Source organism: Pseudomonas sp. GV085 (assembly GCF_003050925.1).
In the GTDB taxonomy this organism is placed as follows: domain Bacteria; phylum Pseudomonadota; class Gammaproteobacteria; order Pseudomonadales; family Pseudomonadaceae; genus Aquipseudomonas.
In genome coordinates, this window is record NZ_QAOV01000022.1 from 1 (window position 1) to 14,377 (window position 14,377).

Here is a 14,377-nt window from a genome sequence, read left to right on the forward strand (position 1 = left end):
CTTGGAACACAAGGCGCGCAAGCTGGGCATGCAGTTGGTGATGGCTGGATAATTTTTAGAGCAAAAACAATGGGTTATTTTTTGTTTGATAAGAGCTGCCGAAGGCTGCGATCTTTTGTTTTAACGATCACATCCCCTTGCGCCGCTCTGCCCTGGCCATGCGCTGCACTTCCTGACGCACTTCTTCCAGCACCTCCTGCACATACAAAATGTGTCGACTGGAAACTTCCCGTGCCTGCTCCGCCCGCCCTTCGATAATCGCCTGATACAACTCCCGGTGCTGCGCAATCAACATGTCGCGGGTTTCAGTACGCTGCTTGTACATGCCACCGATGTTGGTCACCACGTTGCGCTTGAGCAGGTCGAACAGCCCGCGAATGGTGTGCAGCAACACGGCATTGTGGCTGGCCTCGGCGATCGCCAGGTGAAACTTTGCGTCCGCAGCCCCCTCTTCGGCACGACTCACCTCTTCATGACGGGAATAGCAGTCCTGCAATTCGTTGAACGCAGCGGTCAGCCGCTCGCGATCCACATCAGTGGCACGCAGCGCCGCGTAGTAGGCGCAAGACGCTTCCAGCGTATGGCGAAACTCCAGCAGATCGCGCTGCGCCTCGGGATTGCTTTCCAGCAGATGCAACAAGGGATCACTGAAGGTGCTACCCAGCGACTCCACCACATAGTTGCCGCCGCCCTGACGACTGACCAGCAGGCCCTTGGCGGTCAGCTTCTGAATGGCTTCGCGCAACGAAGGGCGTGACACGCCAAATTGCTCAGCCAGCGCGCGCTCGGCCGGCAAGCGCTCACCCGCTTTCAGCGTGCCCTCGAGGATCATGCCCTCAAGCTGCTCGACAATATCGTCAGACAAACGGCGCTGACGAATCTGATCAAACCCCATAACTCGATTACTCCACGATCCGACGGCTCGCCGGGGCTCTATTCTGGCCTATCGGCGCCACGCCAGCACCTGCCAAAGCGCATTTGGTCATACCAGACAGACGACTTGCGCACTTCGCATTCGACAAAAGTTTTAGGGCGGCAAATTGACACACCGCCTACAAGGCTTTTACCCTAGCCAACAGCGATTGTAAATTGGTCTTACCAATTATCCAAGAACGCTGAACAGTGCCTGACCAACAACAATTAGGGGCCACCCCATATGCAAACCTGGCAACAGCTCTATACCCCGCTCGGCAGCCTCGGCCTGTCCGCACTCGCAGCCGTTATCCCCATCGTGTTTTTCTTCCTGGCTTTGGCCGTGTTCCGCCTCAAAGGCCATGTGGCCGGCAGCATCACCCTGGCTTTGTCGATCCTGGTGGCGATCTTCGCTTTCCAGATGCCGGTCGATATGGCGCTCGCCGCCGCCGGGTATGGCTTCGCTTATGGCCTGTGGCCGATTGCCTGGATCATTGTGGCAGCGGTGTTCCTCTACAAACTGACGGTCAAGAGTGGGCAGTTTGAAGTCATCCGCAGCTCGGTCCTGTCGATCACCGATGACCAGCGCCTGCAGGTCCTGCTGATCGGCTTCTGCTTCGGTGCCTTCCTCGAAGGGGCGGCCGGTTTCGGCGCTCCGGTGGCGATTACCGCAGCCCTGCTGGTAGGACTGGGCTTCAACCCGCTGTACGCCGCCGGCTTGTGCCTGATCGCCAACACCGCGCCGGTAGCCTTTGGCGCGCTGGGCATTCCGATCATCGTTGCCGGGCAAGTGACCGGCATCGACGCCTTCAAGATCGGCGCCATGACCGGTCGCCAATTGCCGCTGCTGTCGATGTTCGTGCCGTTCTGGCTGGTGTTCATGATGGATGGCCTGCGCGGCGTGCGGGAAACCTGGCCCGCCGCCCTGGTGGCCGGCTTGAGCTTTGCCGTAACCCAGTACTTCACCTCGAACTTCATCGGCCCGGAGCTGCCGGACATCACCTCGGCCCTGGCCAGCCTGATTTCCCTGACTCTGTTCCTGAAAGTCTGGCAACCAAAACGCGCCGCCGGCCAACACATCGTCGGCGCTGTCTCGGCCTCCGTGGTAAGCGCCAGCGTCGGAGGTTTCGGCCAGAAGCGCACCACCGTGGCTTCGCCTTACAGCCTTGGGGAAATCTTCAAGGCCTGGTCGCCGTTCCTGATCCTGACCGTACTGGTCACGATCTGGACCTTGAAACCGTTCAAGGCGATGTTCGCCGCCGGCGGTTCGATGTACAGCTTCGTATTCAACTTCGCCATCCCGCACCTGGACCAGATGGTGATCAAGGTCGCACCGATCGTGGCCGCGCCGACCGCCCTTCCGGCAGTGTTCAAACTGGACCCGATTTCCGCCACCGGCACGGCGATTTTCTTCTCGGCGCTGATCTCGATGCTGGTCCTGAAGGTCAACTTCAAAACTGGTCTGACCACTTTGAAAGAGACCTTCTACGAACTGCGCTGGCCGATCCTGTCCATCGGCATGGTGCTGGCGTTTGCCTTCGTGACCAACTACTCGGGCATGTCCTCGACCATGGCCCTGGTACTGGCGGCGACGGGTGCGGCCTTCCCGTTCTTCTCGCCGTTCCTTGGCTGGCTGGGCGTGTTCCTCACCGGTTCCGATACCTCGTCCAACGCCCTGTTCAGCTCGCTGCAAGCGACCACCGCACACCAGATCGGTGTCAACGACACCCTGCTGGTGGCCGCGAACACCAGCGGCGGCGTGACCGGTAAAATGATCTCGCCACAATCGATCGCCGTGGCCTGTGCCGCGACCGGCCTGGTGGGCAAGGAATCGGATCTGTTCCGCTTCACCCTCAAGCACAGCCTATTCTTTGCAACGATTGTCGGCTTGATCACGTTGGCCCAGGCCTACTGGTTCACCGGCATGCTGGTGCACTAAGGACTACAGGCAACACGATAAAAACCGACGCCGGGCCACGCCCCCGGCGTCCGCTATTCACACCCCGGTCTGTAAGGCTGCTGAAAGCTTCCAACACTATATTCAGCAGCCTCGACAGACGAATAACCGGGATCACCCGGAGACCGCCTGATGAGCGAGCTTTTTTACAACGCCGTGCCGAACGCGACCCGTGTCGCCCCGCCACTGCCCGAGCCTCGGCAATACCCCTGCGAGAAACCGTCACGGGTCTACCTGTTCGGGACCTGCGTGGTCGATTTGTTCTACCCGCAAGCCGGGATGGACGCGATCCACCTGCTGGAGCGCGAAGGCATTCGTGTCGAATACCCGCAAGGGCAAAGTTGCTGCGGCCAACCGGCCTACACCTCGGGTTACACCGAACAGGCACGGACCGTGGCGCGCTCGCAACTGACGCTGTTTGCCGGCGACTATCCGGTGGTGGTGCCGTCAGGCTCTTGCGCGGGCATGCTGCGCGAACATTACGCCGACTTGTTCAAGGACGAGCCGGAGACGTTGAAACAGGTTCAGGCCCTGGCGGCCAGAACCTACGAGCTGGCCGAGTTCCTGTTGTTTGTCTGCAAGGTGCAGCTCAAAGACAGCGGCGAGCCGGTAAAAGTGGCGCTGCACACCTCGTGCTCGGCACGCCGCGAGATGAACACCCACCTGCACGGCCGCGAATTATTGGCGCAGTTGAGCAACGTGGAACGGGTCGACCACGACCACGAAAGCGAATGCTGTGGCTTCGGCGGGACATTCAGCGTCCGTATGCCAGACATTTCCGGCGCGATGGTGGCTGACAAGACCCGGGCGTTGAAGGAATCCGGCGCGCACAAGATATTGAGTGCCGACTGCGGCTGTTTGATGAACATCAACGGCTCGCTGGAAAAACAGCAGGAAGCGTTGCGCGGTCAGCATCTGGCCAGCTTCCTCTGGCAGCGTACCGGAGGTGCCCAATGAGCACTTCCGCGATTATTCCTACGGTTGCCGTAGAAGAAGATTTTCGCACCCGCGCCCACAAGGCGTTGGGTGACGCGCAATTGCGAAACAACTTTCGCAAGGCGATGGATTCACTAATGAGCAAACGGGCAGCGGCGTTCAGCGATGCCCATGAAAGAGAACACTTGCGCTCACTGGGCAATGCAATCCGTGCCCGCGCGCTCTCCAAGTTGCCCGAGCTGCTCGAGCAACTGGAACAGAACCTGACCCGCAACGGTGTGACAGTGCACTGGGCGGAAACGGTGGACGAGGCCAATGGCATCGTCCTCTCGATCATCCGCGCTCACGAGGGGCGGCAAGTGATCAAGGGCAAATCGATGGTCAGCGAAGAGATGGAGATGAACCATTTCCTCGCTGACCGGGGCATTGAATGCCTGGAATCGGACATGGGCGAGTACATCGTCCAGCTCGACCACGAGAAGCCTTCACACATAATCATGCCGGCAATCCACAAGAATGCCGGTCAGGTCGCGTCCTTGTTCCACGACAAACTTGGCGTGGAATACACCAAGGACGTTGACCAACTCATTCAGATCGGTCGCAGAGTCCTGCGGCAGAAATTCTTCGAAGCGGACATCGGCGTCTCCGGTGTCAACTTCGCCGTGGCCGAAACCGGCACCCTGCTGCTGGTGGAAAACGAAGGCAACGGCCGCATGACCACCACGGTGCCGCCCGTGCATATCGCCGTCACCGGCATCGAAAAAGTCGTGGAAAACCTGCGCGATGTGGTGCCACTGCTGTCGCTGCTGACCCGCTCGGCCCTGGGCATTCCGATCACCACTTACGTCAACATGATCTCCGGCCCGCGCAAGGAACATGAACTCGACGGCCCGCAGGAAGTGCACCTTGTACTGCTCGACAATGGCCGCAGCCAGGCCTTTGCCGACAGCGAATTGCGCCAGACCCTGAACTGCATTCGCTGTGGCGCCTGTATGAATCATTGCCCGGTCTACACCCGAATCGGCGGCCATGCCTATGGGGAGGTTTACCCCGGCCCTATCGGAAAAATCGTCACCCCGCACATGGTCGGCCTGGCGAAAGTGCCGGATCACCCGAGCGCCTCGTCGCTGTGCGGCGCCTGCGGTGAAGTTTGCCCGGTGAAAATCCCGATCCCTGCTCTGTTGCGGCGCCTGCGGGAAGAAAACGTCAAGGCCCCGGACAGCCCCCATCAAGTGATGCGCGGTCAGGGCAGCAAGTATTCGCGCAAGGAGCGGTTCATCTGGAATGCCTGGGCGAAGCTCAACAGCTCGCCGACGCTGTATCGCCTGTTCGGATTCTTCGCCACCCGTTTGCGCGCCCTCACACCGAGCAATGTCGGCCCGTGGACGCAAAACCACAGCGCCCCCAAACCCGCCGCCCGCTCACTGCATGACATGGCCCGCGAGCATTTGGCCAAACAGGGAGACCGTTGATGAGCGCCAAGCAAAATATCCTCGCCAAACTGCGTAAAAGTCTGACAGGTACCACGCCAGTGGCCGACAACTTCGATGTCGATTTGGTGACCCAACCTTACACCTACGCGCCTGAGCAGCGCATTGCGCAACTGCGCCAATTGATGGAAGCGGTGCACACGGAAATCCATCTGACGTCCGGCCAGGAATGGCCAGCTCTACTCGCACAATTGCTGCAGGACCGCCAATTGCCGAGTCTGCTGATCGCACCGACAACGCCCCACGGTCAACGGATCACGCAGCACTGGGCGAACAATCCCGGCCTGCCAATGCTCAAGGCCTACGACCGCCCGGTTGAAGAATGGAAGGCCGAGCTGTTCAACGACACCCCGGCCAGCCTGACTGGCACCCTCGGTGCCATCGCGGCAACCGGCAGCCTGATTCTCTGGCCGACCCGGGAGGAACCACGCCTGATGAGCCTCGCGCCACCGGTGCATTTCGCCCTGCTCAAGGCCAGCGAAATCCGCGATAACTTCTATCAGGTGCAACAGGAGTTCGAATGGGCCCAGGGCATGCCGACCAATGCGTTGCTGGTGTCCGGCCCGTCGAAGACTGCCGACATCGAGCAAGTGCTGGCGTACGGCGCCCACGGTCCGAAAGACCTGGTGGTGCTGATCCTGGAGGACCAATGAGTCTACCGGCCGCTTTCCTGCACGATGCACAGCAACTGATTCCACAAGAGCGACGGTTCGACGACCCGCTGTCGACCCTGGCCTTCGGCACCGACGCCAGTTTCTATCGGTTGATTCCGCAACTGGTGATCCGTGTCGAGTCCGAAGACGAAGTGGTGGCGCTACTGAAACTGGCGCAGCGCGATCAAGTCCCGGTGACTTTCCGTGCTGCCGGCACCAGCCTCTCTGGTCAGGCCATCAGCGACTCGGTTTTGATCGTGCTTGGGGATAACTGGAACGCTCGCGAGATCCGCGGGCAAGGCACACAGATTCGCCTGCAACCGGGCGTGATCGGCGCCCAGGCCAACGCTTGGCTGGCGCCTTTCGGACGCAAGATCGGCCCGGACCCGGCCTCGATCAACGCCTGCAAGATCGGCGGCATCGTCGCCAACAACGCCAGCGGCATGTGCTGCGGCACCGCGCAAAACACCTATCACACCCTGGCTGGCATTCGTCTGGTGCTGGCCGACGGCAGTCGTCTCGACACCGAGGATGCCGCCAGCGTCGCGGCATTTCGCCAAAGCCATGCCGCATTGCTGGAACGCTTGGCGACCCTGGGCCGCGAGACCCGGGCAAACGCCGAGCTGGCTGCGAGAATCCGCCACAAGTACCGTCTGAAAAACACCACCGGCCTGTCGCTCAATGCCCTGGTGGATTTCGACGAGCCTGTGGATATCTTGAGCCACTTGCTGGTGGGCTCCGAGGGCACGCTCGGGTTCATCAGTGCCGTGACCTACGACACGGTGATCGACCATCCGAACAAGGCCTCGGCCCTGATTGTGTTCCCGGATGTCGAGACCTGTTGCAACGCGGTCACCGTACTGAAAAGCCAACCGGTGTCGGCCGTGGAACTGCTTGACCGGCGCAGCCTGCGTTCAGTGCAGGGCAAACCCGGCATGCCCTCTTTCGTACAGCATCTGTCGAACAATGCCTGCGCCTTGCTGATCGAATCCCGCGCCGCATCGTTCACCTTGCTGCACGAACAACTGGCGCAGATCATGGCGTCGCTGAAGGCGTTCCCGGTGGAAAAGCAGGTCGACTTCACCGAAGACCCGCAGGAAAACGCCCGTCTCTGGGCCATCCGCAAAGACACCTTCCCGGCCGTCGGCGCGGTACGCAAGACCGGCACCACGGTGATCATCGAAGACGTCACCTTCCCGGTCGAACAACTGGCCATCGGCGTCAACCGCCTGATCGAACTGTTCGACAAACATCACTATGACGAAGCGATCCTTTTCGGACACGCGCTGGAAGGCAATCTGCATTTTGTCTTCACCCAAGGCTTCAACACCCCGGAAGAAATCGCACGCTATCAAGCGTTCATGGACGACGTGGCGCAACTGGTGGCAGTGGAGTTCGGCGGTTCGCTGAAAGCCGAACACGGCACCGGGCGCAATATGGCGCCGTTCGTCGAACTGGAATGGGGCAGCGATGCCTACCAATTGATGTGGCAGCTCAAGCGTCTGCTGGATCCCAACGGCATTCTCAACCCGGACGTGGTGCTCAGCGAAGACCCACAGATCCACCTCAAGCACCTCAAGCCATTGCCGGCCGCCGACGAGATTGTGGACAAGTGCATCGAATGCGGCTTCTGCGAACCGGTCTGCCCGTCGAAAGGCCTGACCCTGAGCCCACGCCAACGCATCGTGATCTGGCGCGACATTCAGGCGAGAAAACGCGCCGGCATCGACACCACCGAACTTGAAGCCGCGTACGAATACCAGGGCATCGATACCTGTGCCGCCACCGGCCTGTGCGCGCAACGTTGCCCGGTCGGCATCAATACCGGCGAGCTGGTGAAAAAGCTGCGCGGCCGAAAGGCAACGCATACGAAAACAGCCAACTGGCTTGAAGGAAATTTCGACATGGCACTGCAAGGGGCGCGTTTTACCCTGCATGTGGCCAATGGCGCGCGGATGTTGCTGGGGGCGCCAAGATTGGCGAAGTTGTCGGCGACGCTGACGCGCCTGTCCAAGGGTCAGGTCCCGCAATGGACCAACGCGATGCCGCAACCGGAAAAAGCCATTCGCTTCAGCCCGACAGTGACGGACGCGCGCCCGCGTGTGGTCTATCTGGCGGCCTGTGTATCCCGTGCCATGGGGCCTGCTGCGAGCGACACGGAACAAATGTCGCTGCACGAAAAGACCCGAGGCCTGCTGGAAAAGGCCGGCTACCAGGTGGTATTCCCGGACAACCTGGACAGCTTGTGCTGCGGTCAGCCATTCGCCTCCAAAGGTTACGCCGAGCAAGCCGAGCACAAACGACAGGAACTGATCGGCGCCCTGCTCCACGCCAGCCGTGGCGGGCTCGACCCGATCTACTGCGACACCAGCCCCTGCACCTTGCGCCTGGTTCAAGACCTCGGTGAAGTCCGTCTGGACCTGTACGACCCGGTACGTTTCATCCGCACGCACCTGATGGATCGCCTGGATTTCACGCCTCAGGAAGCGCCGATCGCCGTGCACGTAACCTGCAGCACACAACACCTCGGGGAAAGTCAGGCGCTGATCGATCTGGCGCGCAAATGCAGCAAAAACGTGGTCATTCCCGAAGGCATTCACTGCTGCGGCTTCGCCGGCGACAAGGGATTCACCACGCCGGAGCTGAACGCCCATTCGCTGCGCACGCTCAAGGACGCGGTGCAGCAGTGCAGCGAAGGGATTTCTACCAGCCGCACCTGTGAGATCGGTCTGACGCAACATGGCGGCATTGACTACCACGGACTAGTCTATCTCGTGGACCGCGTGACCCAGGCCAGGGTGCCCTGATAGCAGGATCTACAGGAAGGTGCATAGAGTTGCATTCCTTAACGCTACTTGCCGGAGTCGACAGCTCTACAGTGGAAAAACATAACCCTGACGTGCCGCCGCAGTCCACTGATCAAGTCCCGCAAATGTGGGACCTTCCCAAAACTCGGTTGTCCGATTTGATGGCCAGCAAAGCCTGGCCTTTCAGTCCAAGGAGATACACATGAATCGTTCTGTGCTGTTAGGTTTTTTCGTTGTTGCTTCCATGATGGCTTCCACTTCGTTTGCGGCCGAAAAAGACCAATGCGCGCTCAACCTGCAAACCATCGAAAACGCAAAGGCACAGATTCCCGGGGAAATGCTTGACCAGGTGGATGCCTCCGTCAAGAAAGCCAAAGCCGAGCAGGCAAAAGGCACCAAGGCAGGTATTGATGATTGCATCGCCGAGACCAACCAAACCATCATGGACGTCACGAACGCGCACAAAGGCGCGAAGTAACTCTGCCCAAGGCCAACCTTCGGGTTGGCCTTGTCGGCGTACATCAACAACGGAGTACTGGCAGCCGGGAGTTCAATGCCCGGCTGCGTCCGACACGAAGCAAACCAAAACCCGCCAGTTGCGGGTTTTGTTGCATCTGGGGTCTGGAAATGTGTAACCGCCCGCATCGCTGGAAAAAGCTCGACACGTTTTCTGAAAAAACCGAATTCTTGCGTTGAATCGTAGTCTTTGAGGTAAGCCCCATCAGATCGTGGCTGATTTTTCCGGCTCGGCTTGGCCGTCCACTCATACGGCAGCACCAAGACCATCAGTTCAAGGAGATATCCATGAAACGCACCACACTCGCTGGTCTGTTCATTTCTGCTGCAATGCTCGCCTCTCCTGTATTTGCTGCAGACAACAACCTTTGTACGAGCAAGCTGCAAGAGCTCAAAGGCAAAGTGAATGCGCTGCCGGCGACCTCCACCAACACCTCAATGGAAATCAAAAGACTGATGTCCAGCGCCGAAGCCTCACAAGCCTCCGGAGACGACAAAAAATGCGTCACCGAGGCCACCCAGGCGATGGCACTCGCTGACAAACAGAGCAACGAGCCAAACCCATGATCTGTGGTGGTCAACCTTCGGGTTGGCCTTCCGGGGCGTGATGACGTACACTGTACATGCCTGCTGCTCACTTGATTCAACGAGCATCAGGCTCGGGGCCGTTTAGGATTCGACGCCGGTTGCGAAACTTTAGGTGCATGCCGAGTTGGTAACAGAACTCGTAAATCCACTGTTGCAACTTCCTATAGTTGCCAATGACGAAACCTACGGGGAATACGCTCTCGCTGCGTAAGCAGCCTTAGCCCTTCCCTCCTGGTACCTTCGGGTCCAGCAATCATCAGGGGATGTCTGTAAACCCAAAGTGATTGTCATATAGAACAGAATCGCCGTGCAGTACGTTGTGGACGAAGCGGCTAAAACTTACACAACTCGCCCAAAGCACCCTGCCCGTCGGGTCGCTGAGGGTTAACTTAATAGACACGGCTACGCATGTAGTACCGACAGCGGAGTACTGGCGGACGGGGGTTCAAATCCCCCCGGCTCCACCACTTCATCATCTAAAGACGTCCACGGACGTCTTTTTTTGTGCCTGAAATCCAGTGAAATCAAGGGTTTGAGCGCTACTTGGCTCCGCAGAGGGTTTTTGAGTTCCAGCCGTCTGGGTATTCCAAATGGTATTCCAAGCCATCCGGTGCTATTTTTTGGAATACCAAAACGGTGTCAGAGGTAGCTCTCATGCCTGCTCCAGCCCTTCGCCTTTCCGACCGCCAGCTCAAGGCAGTCAAGGCAAAAGACAAGGATTACGTCCTCAGCGATGGTGACGGCCTCCAGCTCCGAGTCAGGAGCAACGGCTCGATGCTGTGGAACTTCAACTACCGCGAGCCGGTAACCAAAAATCGCATCAATATGGGGCTGGGCACGTACCCAGAGCTCTCACTAGCGAACGCCAGGAAAAAAGTGGTGGAAGCGCGCGAGCTGCTTGCACAAGGCATTGATCCCAAGGTGCAACGCAATGCACAGGACGAAGCCAAACGAGCAGAGACGGAACATACGTTCGAGAACGTGGCCACCGCCTGGTTCGAGCTGAAGAAGGACTCCGTCACGCCGGCGTACGCCGAAGACATTTGGCGCTCGCTCACGCTGCATGTATTTCCAGACCTGAAAACAACGCCGCTCTCAAAAATCAGCGCACCGATGGTCATCGAACTGCTTCGCCCAATCGAGGCCAAAGGCAGCCTCGAGACAGTGAAGCGATTGAGCCAACGGCTCAACGAGATCATGACCTACGGGGTCAATTCAGGACTGATCTTTGCGAACCCTCTCAGCGGCATTCGCGCAGTGTTCAAGAAACCCAAGAAACAGAACATGGCCGCGCTACGACCCGATGAGCTTTCCGAGCTCATGATCGAAATCGCGAACGCCAGCATCAAGCGGATCACCCGCTGCCTGATCGAATGGCAACTGCACACTATGACCCGTCCTGCCGAAGCGGCTACCGCCCGATGGGTAGACATCGACTTTGACAAACGCATCTGGACCATCCCGCCGGAGCGCATGAAGAAGCGTCGTCCGCACACCATCCCGCTGACCGAACAGGCACTCGCGTTACTGGAGGCGCTCAAGCCCCACAGCGGCCACAGGGAATACGTGTTCCCGGCAGATAGAAATCCGCGCACCCACACCAACAGCCAGACCGCCAACATGGCGTTGAAACGCATGGGCTTCCAGGACCGCTTGGTCAGCCACGGCATGCGCTCCATGGCCAGCACCATCCTGAACGAGCATGGGTGGGATCCGGAGCTGATCGAAGTCGCGCTGGCGCATGTTGACAAGGACGAAGTCCGGAGTGCCTACAACCGAGCGGACTACATTGAACGCCGGAGACCGATGATGGCTTGGTGGAGCGAGCACATCCAGAAAGCGGCCACTGGCAACCTGTCGGCATCTGCGATCAATCAAACCAGAGACCACAACGTCGTGCCGATACGGTGAGCGCTCACGGAGGCCGCCATTAACCGAAAATGCCTCCCCAGATGGAGTGATGGTTGATTTGGCGACAGCGGCGACAGCGGCGACAACCAGCGTAATACCTGGCCTGCAGCATGGCGACAGAGGTGGCGACTGTCGCCGTTGCAAGCCTCCCTCTTGGGGCTTTCTCGGCCAAGCCCACGCGAGCGGGAAGGCTCCGCATTCCCACTCGCATGGGCTCTGCGTAATTACATCTCACTTGACCATCTAATTGCATTGCCACTGACCAGTCATCTGCATTCGCGCTGACCAGCCGTTTGCAGTTGATGGGTGTCAGCGGGTGCCACTCAGCGCGAGTGCGTCAGCCAAGCACTGAAGGACTGCAACCGACCGATTCTGTTGAAAAAGTCGCTCTGCCCAAACTGCCTGATCATTGACTGGTTAAAACGCCTTTTTTGCACGCTGCTACGTGAAATCCGAGTCCGGATGCCTCTGCCAAATGTAAAAATTTCAATCTCGGACGCGTACTTTTCTGATGCGCAAACCATGGCCGACTTTTTCAACAGAATCGGCCAAAAGCAGATGGTGGGTGCCCGAGCAGCATTTTGCTAGCTTCGGCAGGCAGCATAAGATCAAAGCGGCTGTTTGAAAGAATAAGCTTGCACCATTTTTCACCCCAGACAATTGGGTTTGTGACCACCGTTACTATTGTTGCTCTGCCCGGCCGGCGCCCCCCCACTCCCCACTGCTGAACACCTCACGGAAAGGAACTTGTTGTCATACCACATAATCGTCACCTCCCGTCTTCTTCGCAAACACCGCATCCTAGGGCGGTAGCACACGTTCGCGACGGATTGTTATCCACCAAGTACATGCACCATCTGGTACCTGTTTATGGTATATCTCGCTAATCTAAACAGGTGCAACTATGACGAAACCAACTCCGCTCCGAAAGAAAGACATCCTAGACAAGCTGGCCTACTCGATGCAAAGGTACCAGGAGTTGATGAATGTGCTCTTTGAGGCCAAGAGGGAGTCCAAGGATCCTGCATTTTTGGTGCACGCCTGCGCCGATATCGTTTCGAATGTGCGGGAATGCTTTGATTACCTGGCTCAGGATATCGTTGAGTGCCACATTATTCCGTTCACATCGAATAATAAACTCAAGCAAGCTCACGCAGTTGGTAAATTGAAGGCCTACTTTCCCTATTACGAGGCTCAATTGAAGAGGTCCGACTCTCCCTTTTTTGACCTAAACACGACTAATGCACCGCTTTACCAATCCCTATTGCATTTCACACAATCCATTGCAATAAATGCAGTCATTCCGAAAACGTCATTTTCATATAGTCTGTTTCTAGATGTGAAGGATATGGTTAACAAGAAAAAACACGATAAACTCATTGCCGTGGTCTCGGAGGCTGATCGTGAGTACCTTATTGAAAATGGCTCGATGAAAATGCTGTTGCCCCTGAGCGGTCAATCCGGGTGGTCACACTTCTTTGTCGAACCCGGCACAATGGTTCAAAAGGCAGCTGAATACAGGTTTTCCTTCAATGAGCAGGAAGTCGGCAAGTTCTGCTTGTTCGCAACGAAGGCCACTGAGCTTGTCATCGGTGACCTATATCAGACCTATTTCGCCTGATCTCGGCCTACTAGCTTCACTGAGTGTTACGGAAGACGGAACGGAGTATTTATGCTGAATCAGCAGCTAGTGACCACGATTGGCTGGTTTTCACTCCAAAGCGGTCGCCTTTGACCGGCAGCTTCTGGCCCAGGCTGTGTGAAAACGTTTTAGAGCAAATTTGAAAGTCAGAATCTGAGCAAGAATCGCGTTCCTACGTAAATTTTCGGTCTGCTGACCAACCAACAATCGGCAGATTTTACGTAGCAACGCAGACGTCAAAACAGTGAATGCGTTTTCACACAGCCTGGACCGATCTCTGCCTGTCGCCACTGGCAGCTATGGGCAGTTCACTGCCAATCATGGTTCCGAAGCGTGCTGGTCAGATCGAATGCAAACGGGTGCTCAAGTGGAGTGCAGTATTCCAATTGGTATTCCAACTAAAAATAAAAACAAAAATTAATGCTATAAATCAATATCTTACTGAGCGGATTCAAATTACCCCGGCCACCACTTCATCATCTAAAGACGTCCACGGACGTCTTTTTTTGTGCCCGAAATCCAGTGAAATCAAGGGTTTGAGCGCTACTGGGCTCCATAGATCGTTTTTGAGTTCCAGTCGATTTGGTATTCCCAGTGGTATTCCCGGCCACGGGGCTTGTCGCCGGTGTCGCCGCTGTCGCCAAAAACCAAGGGAACGGCCCCCTCACCGGAGAACTGATTGAACAGCTGCGCGAGGAAGGCGCCGAACTGTTCTTCCTGGACAACAGGCTGTGTTTTCGCCCCAATACCGAAGCGCGTTATCCACCCACGACCATCGGCAACACCTTCGGCAATCCGCTGCGAGGAAGATCCTCCAACCCATCGATACCGGACGCCAAGTAACGGCTACGCCACTTGAACACTACCGGTGCCGAGATGTTCAGCCGGAAGCTGATTTCCTTGGGGGAGAGTCCGCTTTCCAGTAACAGCAGAATCGAAGCCCGGGTGACACTTCTATACGGCAG

11 protein-coding genes, 1 other RNA gene and 1 pseudogene are annotated in these 14,377 nt (G+C 57.6%); 11 read left to right on the forward strand and 2 right to left on the reverse strand.

The features are described from left to right. Window positions 1-127: 127 nt before the first annotated feature. Entirely contained in the window at window positions 128-895 is a 768-nt protein-coding gene (locus C8K63_RS28795; protein WP_108219783.1) for a GntR family transcriptional regulator, read from the reverse strand. Between the two features lie 261 nt (window positions 896-1,156). On the opposite strand from C8K63_RS28795, the gene C8K63_RS28800 reads away from it, so the two are divergent. The 11 genes from C8K63_RS28800 (at window position 1,157) to C8K63_RS30270 (ending at window position 14,255) form a co-directional block, all read left to right on the forward strand. After that, a complete protein-coding gene (locus tag C8K63_RS28800; RefSeq protein WP_108219784.1) occupies window positions 1,157-2,851 on the forward strand; it encodes a lactate permease LctP family transporter in 1,695 nt (564 codons plus the stop codon). A gap of 150 nt (window positions 2,852-3,001) precedes the next feature. Beyond that, window positions 3,002-3,826, forward strand: coding sequence for a (Fe-S)-binding protein (locus C8K63_RS28805; RefSeq protein WP_108219785.1), 825 nt, complete (start codon window positions 3,002-3,004; stop codon window positions 3,824-3,826). Then, window positions 3,823-5,277 carry a LutB/LldF family L-lactate oxidation iron-sulfur protein gene (locus C8K63_RS28810; RefSeq protein ID WP_108219786.1) on the forward strand — a complete coding sequence of 485 codons (1,455 nt, stop codon included), beginning with the start codon at window positions 3,823-3,825 and terminating at the stop codon, window positions 5,275-5,277. The genes C8K63_RS28805 and C8K63_RS28810 overlap by 4 nt, the downstream gene beginning before the upstream one ends. Then, window positions 5,277-5,948 carry a lactate utilization protein gene (locus C8K63_RS28815; RefSeq protein WP_108219787.1) on the forward strand — a complete coding sequence of 224 codons (672 nt, stop codon included), beginning with the start codon at window positions 5,277-5,279 and terminating at the stop codon, window positions 5,946-5,948. The genes C8K63_RS28810 and C8K63_RS28815 overlap by 1 nt, the downstream gene beginning before the upstream one ends. After that, window positions 5,945-8,755, forward strand: a complete 2,811-nt coding sequence (locus C8K63_RS28820; RefSeq protein ID WP_108219788.1) for an FAD-binding and (Fe-S)-binding domain-containing protein — start codon at window positions 5,945-5,947, stop codon at window positions 8,753-8,755. The genes C8K63_RS28815 and C8K63_RS28820 overlap by 4 nt, the downstream gene beginning before the upstream one ends. 202 nt (window positions 8,756-8,957) lie before the next feature. Then, window positions 8,958-9,233, forward strand: coding sequence for a hypothetical protein (locus tag C8K63_RS28825; protein ID WP_108219789.1), 276 nt, complete (start codon window positions 8,958-8,960; stop codon window positions 9,231-9,233). A gap of 326 nt (window positions 9,234-9,559) precedes the next feature. Continuing rightward, window positions 9,560-9,838: a hypothetical protein gene (locus C8K63_RS28830; protein ID WP_108219790.1), complete on the forward strand. Its 279-nt coding sequence runs from the start codon at window positions 9,560-9,562 to the stop codon at window positions 9,836-9,838. Between the two features lie 94 nt (window positions 9,839-9,932). Continuing rightward, window positions 9,933-10,326, forward strand: a transfer-messenger RNA (tmRNA) gene (gene ssrA / locus C8K63_RS28835). 187 nt (window positions 10,327-10,513) lie between these two features. Further along, the gene (locus C8K63_RS28840; protein ID WP_108219791.1) at window positions 10,514-11,770 is read left to right on the forward strand and encodes an integrase domain-containing protein; all 1,257 of its coding nucleotides are present in this window, start codon (window positions 10,514-10,516) and stop codon (window positions 11,768-11,770) included. Window positions 11,771-12,674: 904 nt separating this feature from the next. Further along, the gene (locus C8K63_RS28850; RefSeq protein WP_108219793.1) at window positions 12,675-13,391 is read left to right on the forward strand and encodes a hypothetical protein; all 717 of its coding nucleotides are present in this window, start codon (window positions 12,675-12,677) and stop codon (window positions 13,389-13,391) included. A 615-nt stretch (window positions 13,392-14,006) separates the two neighbouring features. Next, window positions 14,007-14,255 (forward strand): hypothetical protein, encoded by a 249-nt coding sequence (locus C8K63_RS30270; protein WP_146176416.1) that lies wholly within the window; start codon window positions 14,007-14,009, stop codon window positions 14,253-14,255. Here C8K63_RS30270 and C8K63_RS28855 read toward each other — a convergent pair. Then, window positions 14,201-14,356, reverse strand: a pseudogene (locus C8K63_RS28855) (helix-turn-helix domain-containing protein); the annotation flags it as partial. The gene C8K63_RS30270 and the pseudogene C8K63_RS28855 sit on opposite strands and share 55 nt — an antisense overlap. Window positions 14,357-14,377 lie beyond the last annotated feature (21 nt).

Excerpts from the sequence above, each read along its gene's own strand:
- C8K63_RS28795 (WP_108219783.1), bottom strand. The coding sequence starts at position 895 with ATGGGGTTTGATCAGATTCGTCAGCGCCGTTTGTCTGACGATATTGTC.
- C8K63_RS28800 (WP_108219784.1), top strand. The coding sequence starts at position 1,157 with ATGCAAACCTGGCAACAGCTCTATACCCCGCTCGGCAGCCTCGGCCTG.
- C8K63_RS28805 (WP_108219785.1), top strand. The coding sequence starts at position 3,002 with ATGAGCGAGCTTTTTTACAACGCCGTGCCGAACGCGACCCGTGTCGCC.
- C8K63_RS28810 (WP_108219786.1), top strand. The coding sequence starts at position 3,823 with ATGAGCACTTCCGCGATTATTCCTACGGTTGCCGTAGAAGAAGATTTT.
- C8K63_RS28815 (WP_108219787.1), top strand. The coding sequence starts at position 5,277 with ATGAGCGCCAAGCAAAATATCCTCGCCAAACTGCGTAAAAGTCTGACA.
- C8K63_RS28820 (WP_108219788.1), top strand. The coding sequence starts at position 5,945 with ATGAGTCTACCGGCCGCTTTCCTGCACGATGCACAGCAACTGATTCCA.
- C8K63_RS28825 (WP_108219789.1), top strand. The coding sequence starts at position 8,958 with ATGAATCGTTCTGTGCTGTTAGGTTTTTTCGTTGTTGCTTCCATGATG.
- C8K63_RS28830 (WP_108219790.1), top strand. The coding sequence starts at position 9,560 with ATGAAACGCACCACACTCGCTGGTCTGTTCATTTCTGCTGCAATGCTC.
- C8K63_RS28840 (WP_108219791.1), top strand. The coding sequence starts at position 10,514 with ATGCCTGCTCCAGCCCTTCGCCTTTCCGACCGCCAGCTCAAGGCAGTC.
- C8K63_RS28850 (WP_108219793.1), top strand. The coding sequence starts at position 12,675 with ATGACGAAACCAACTCCGCTCCGAAAGAAAGACATCCTAGACAAGCTG.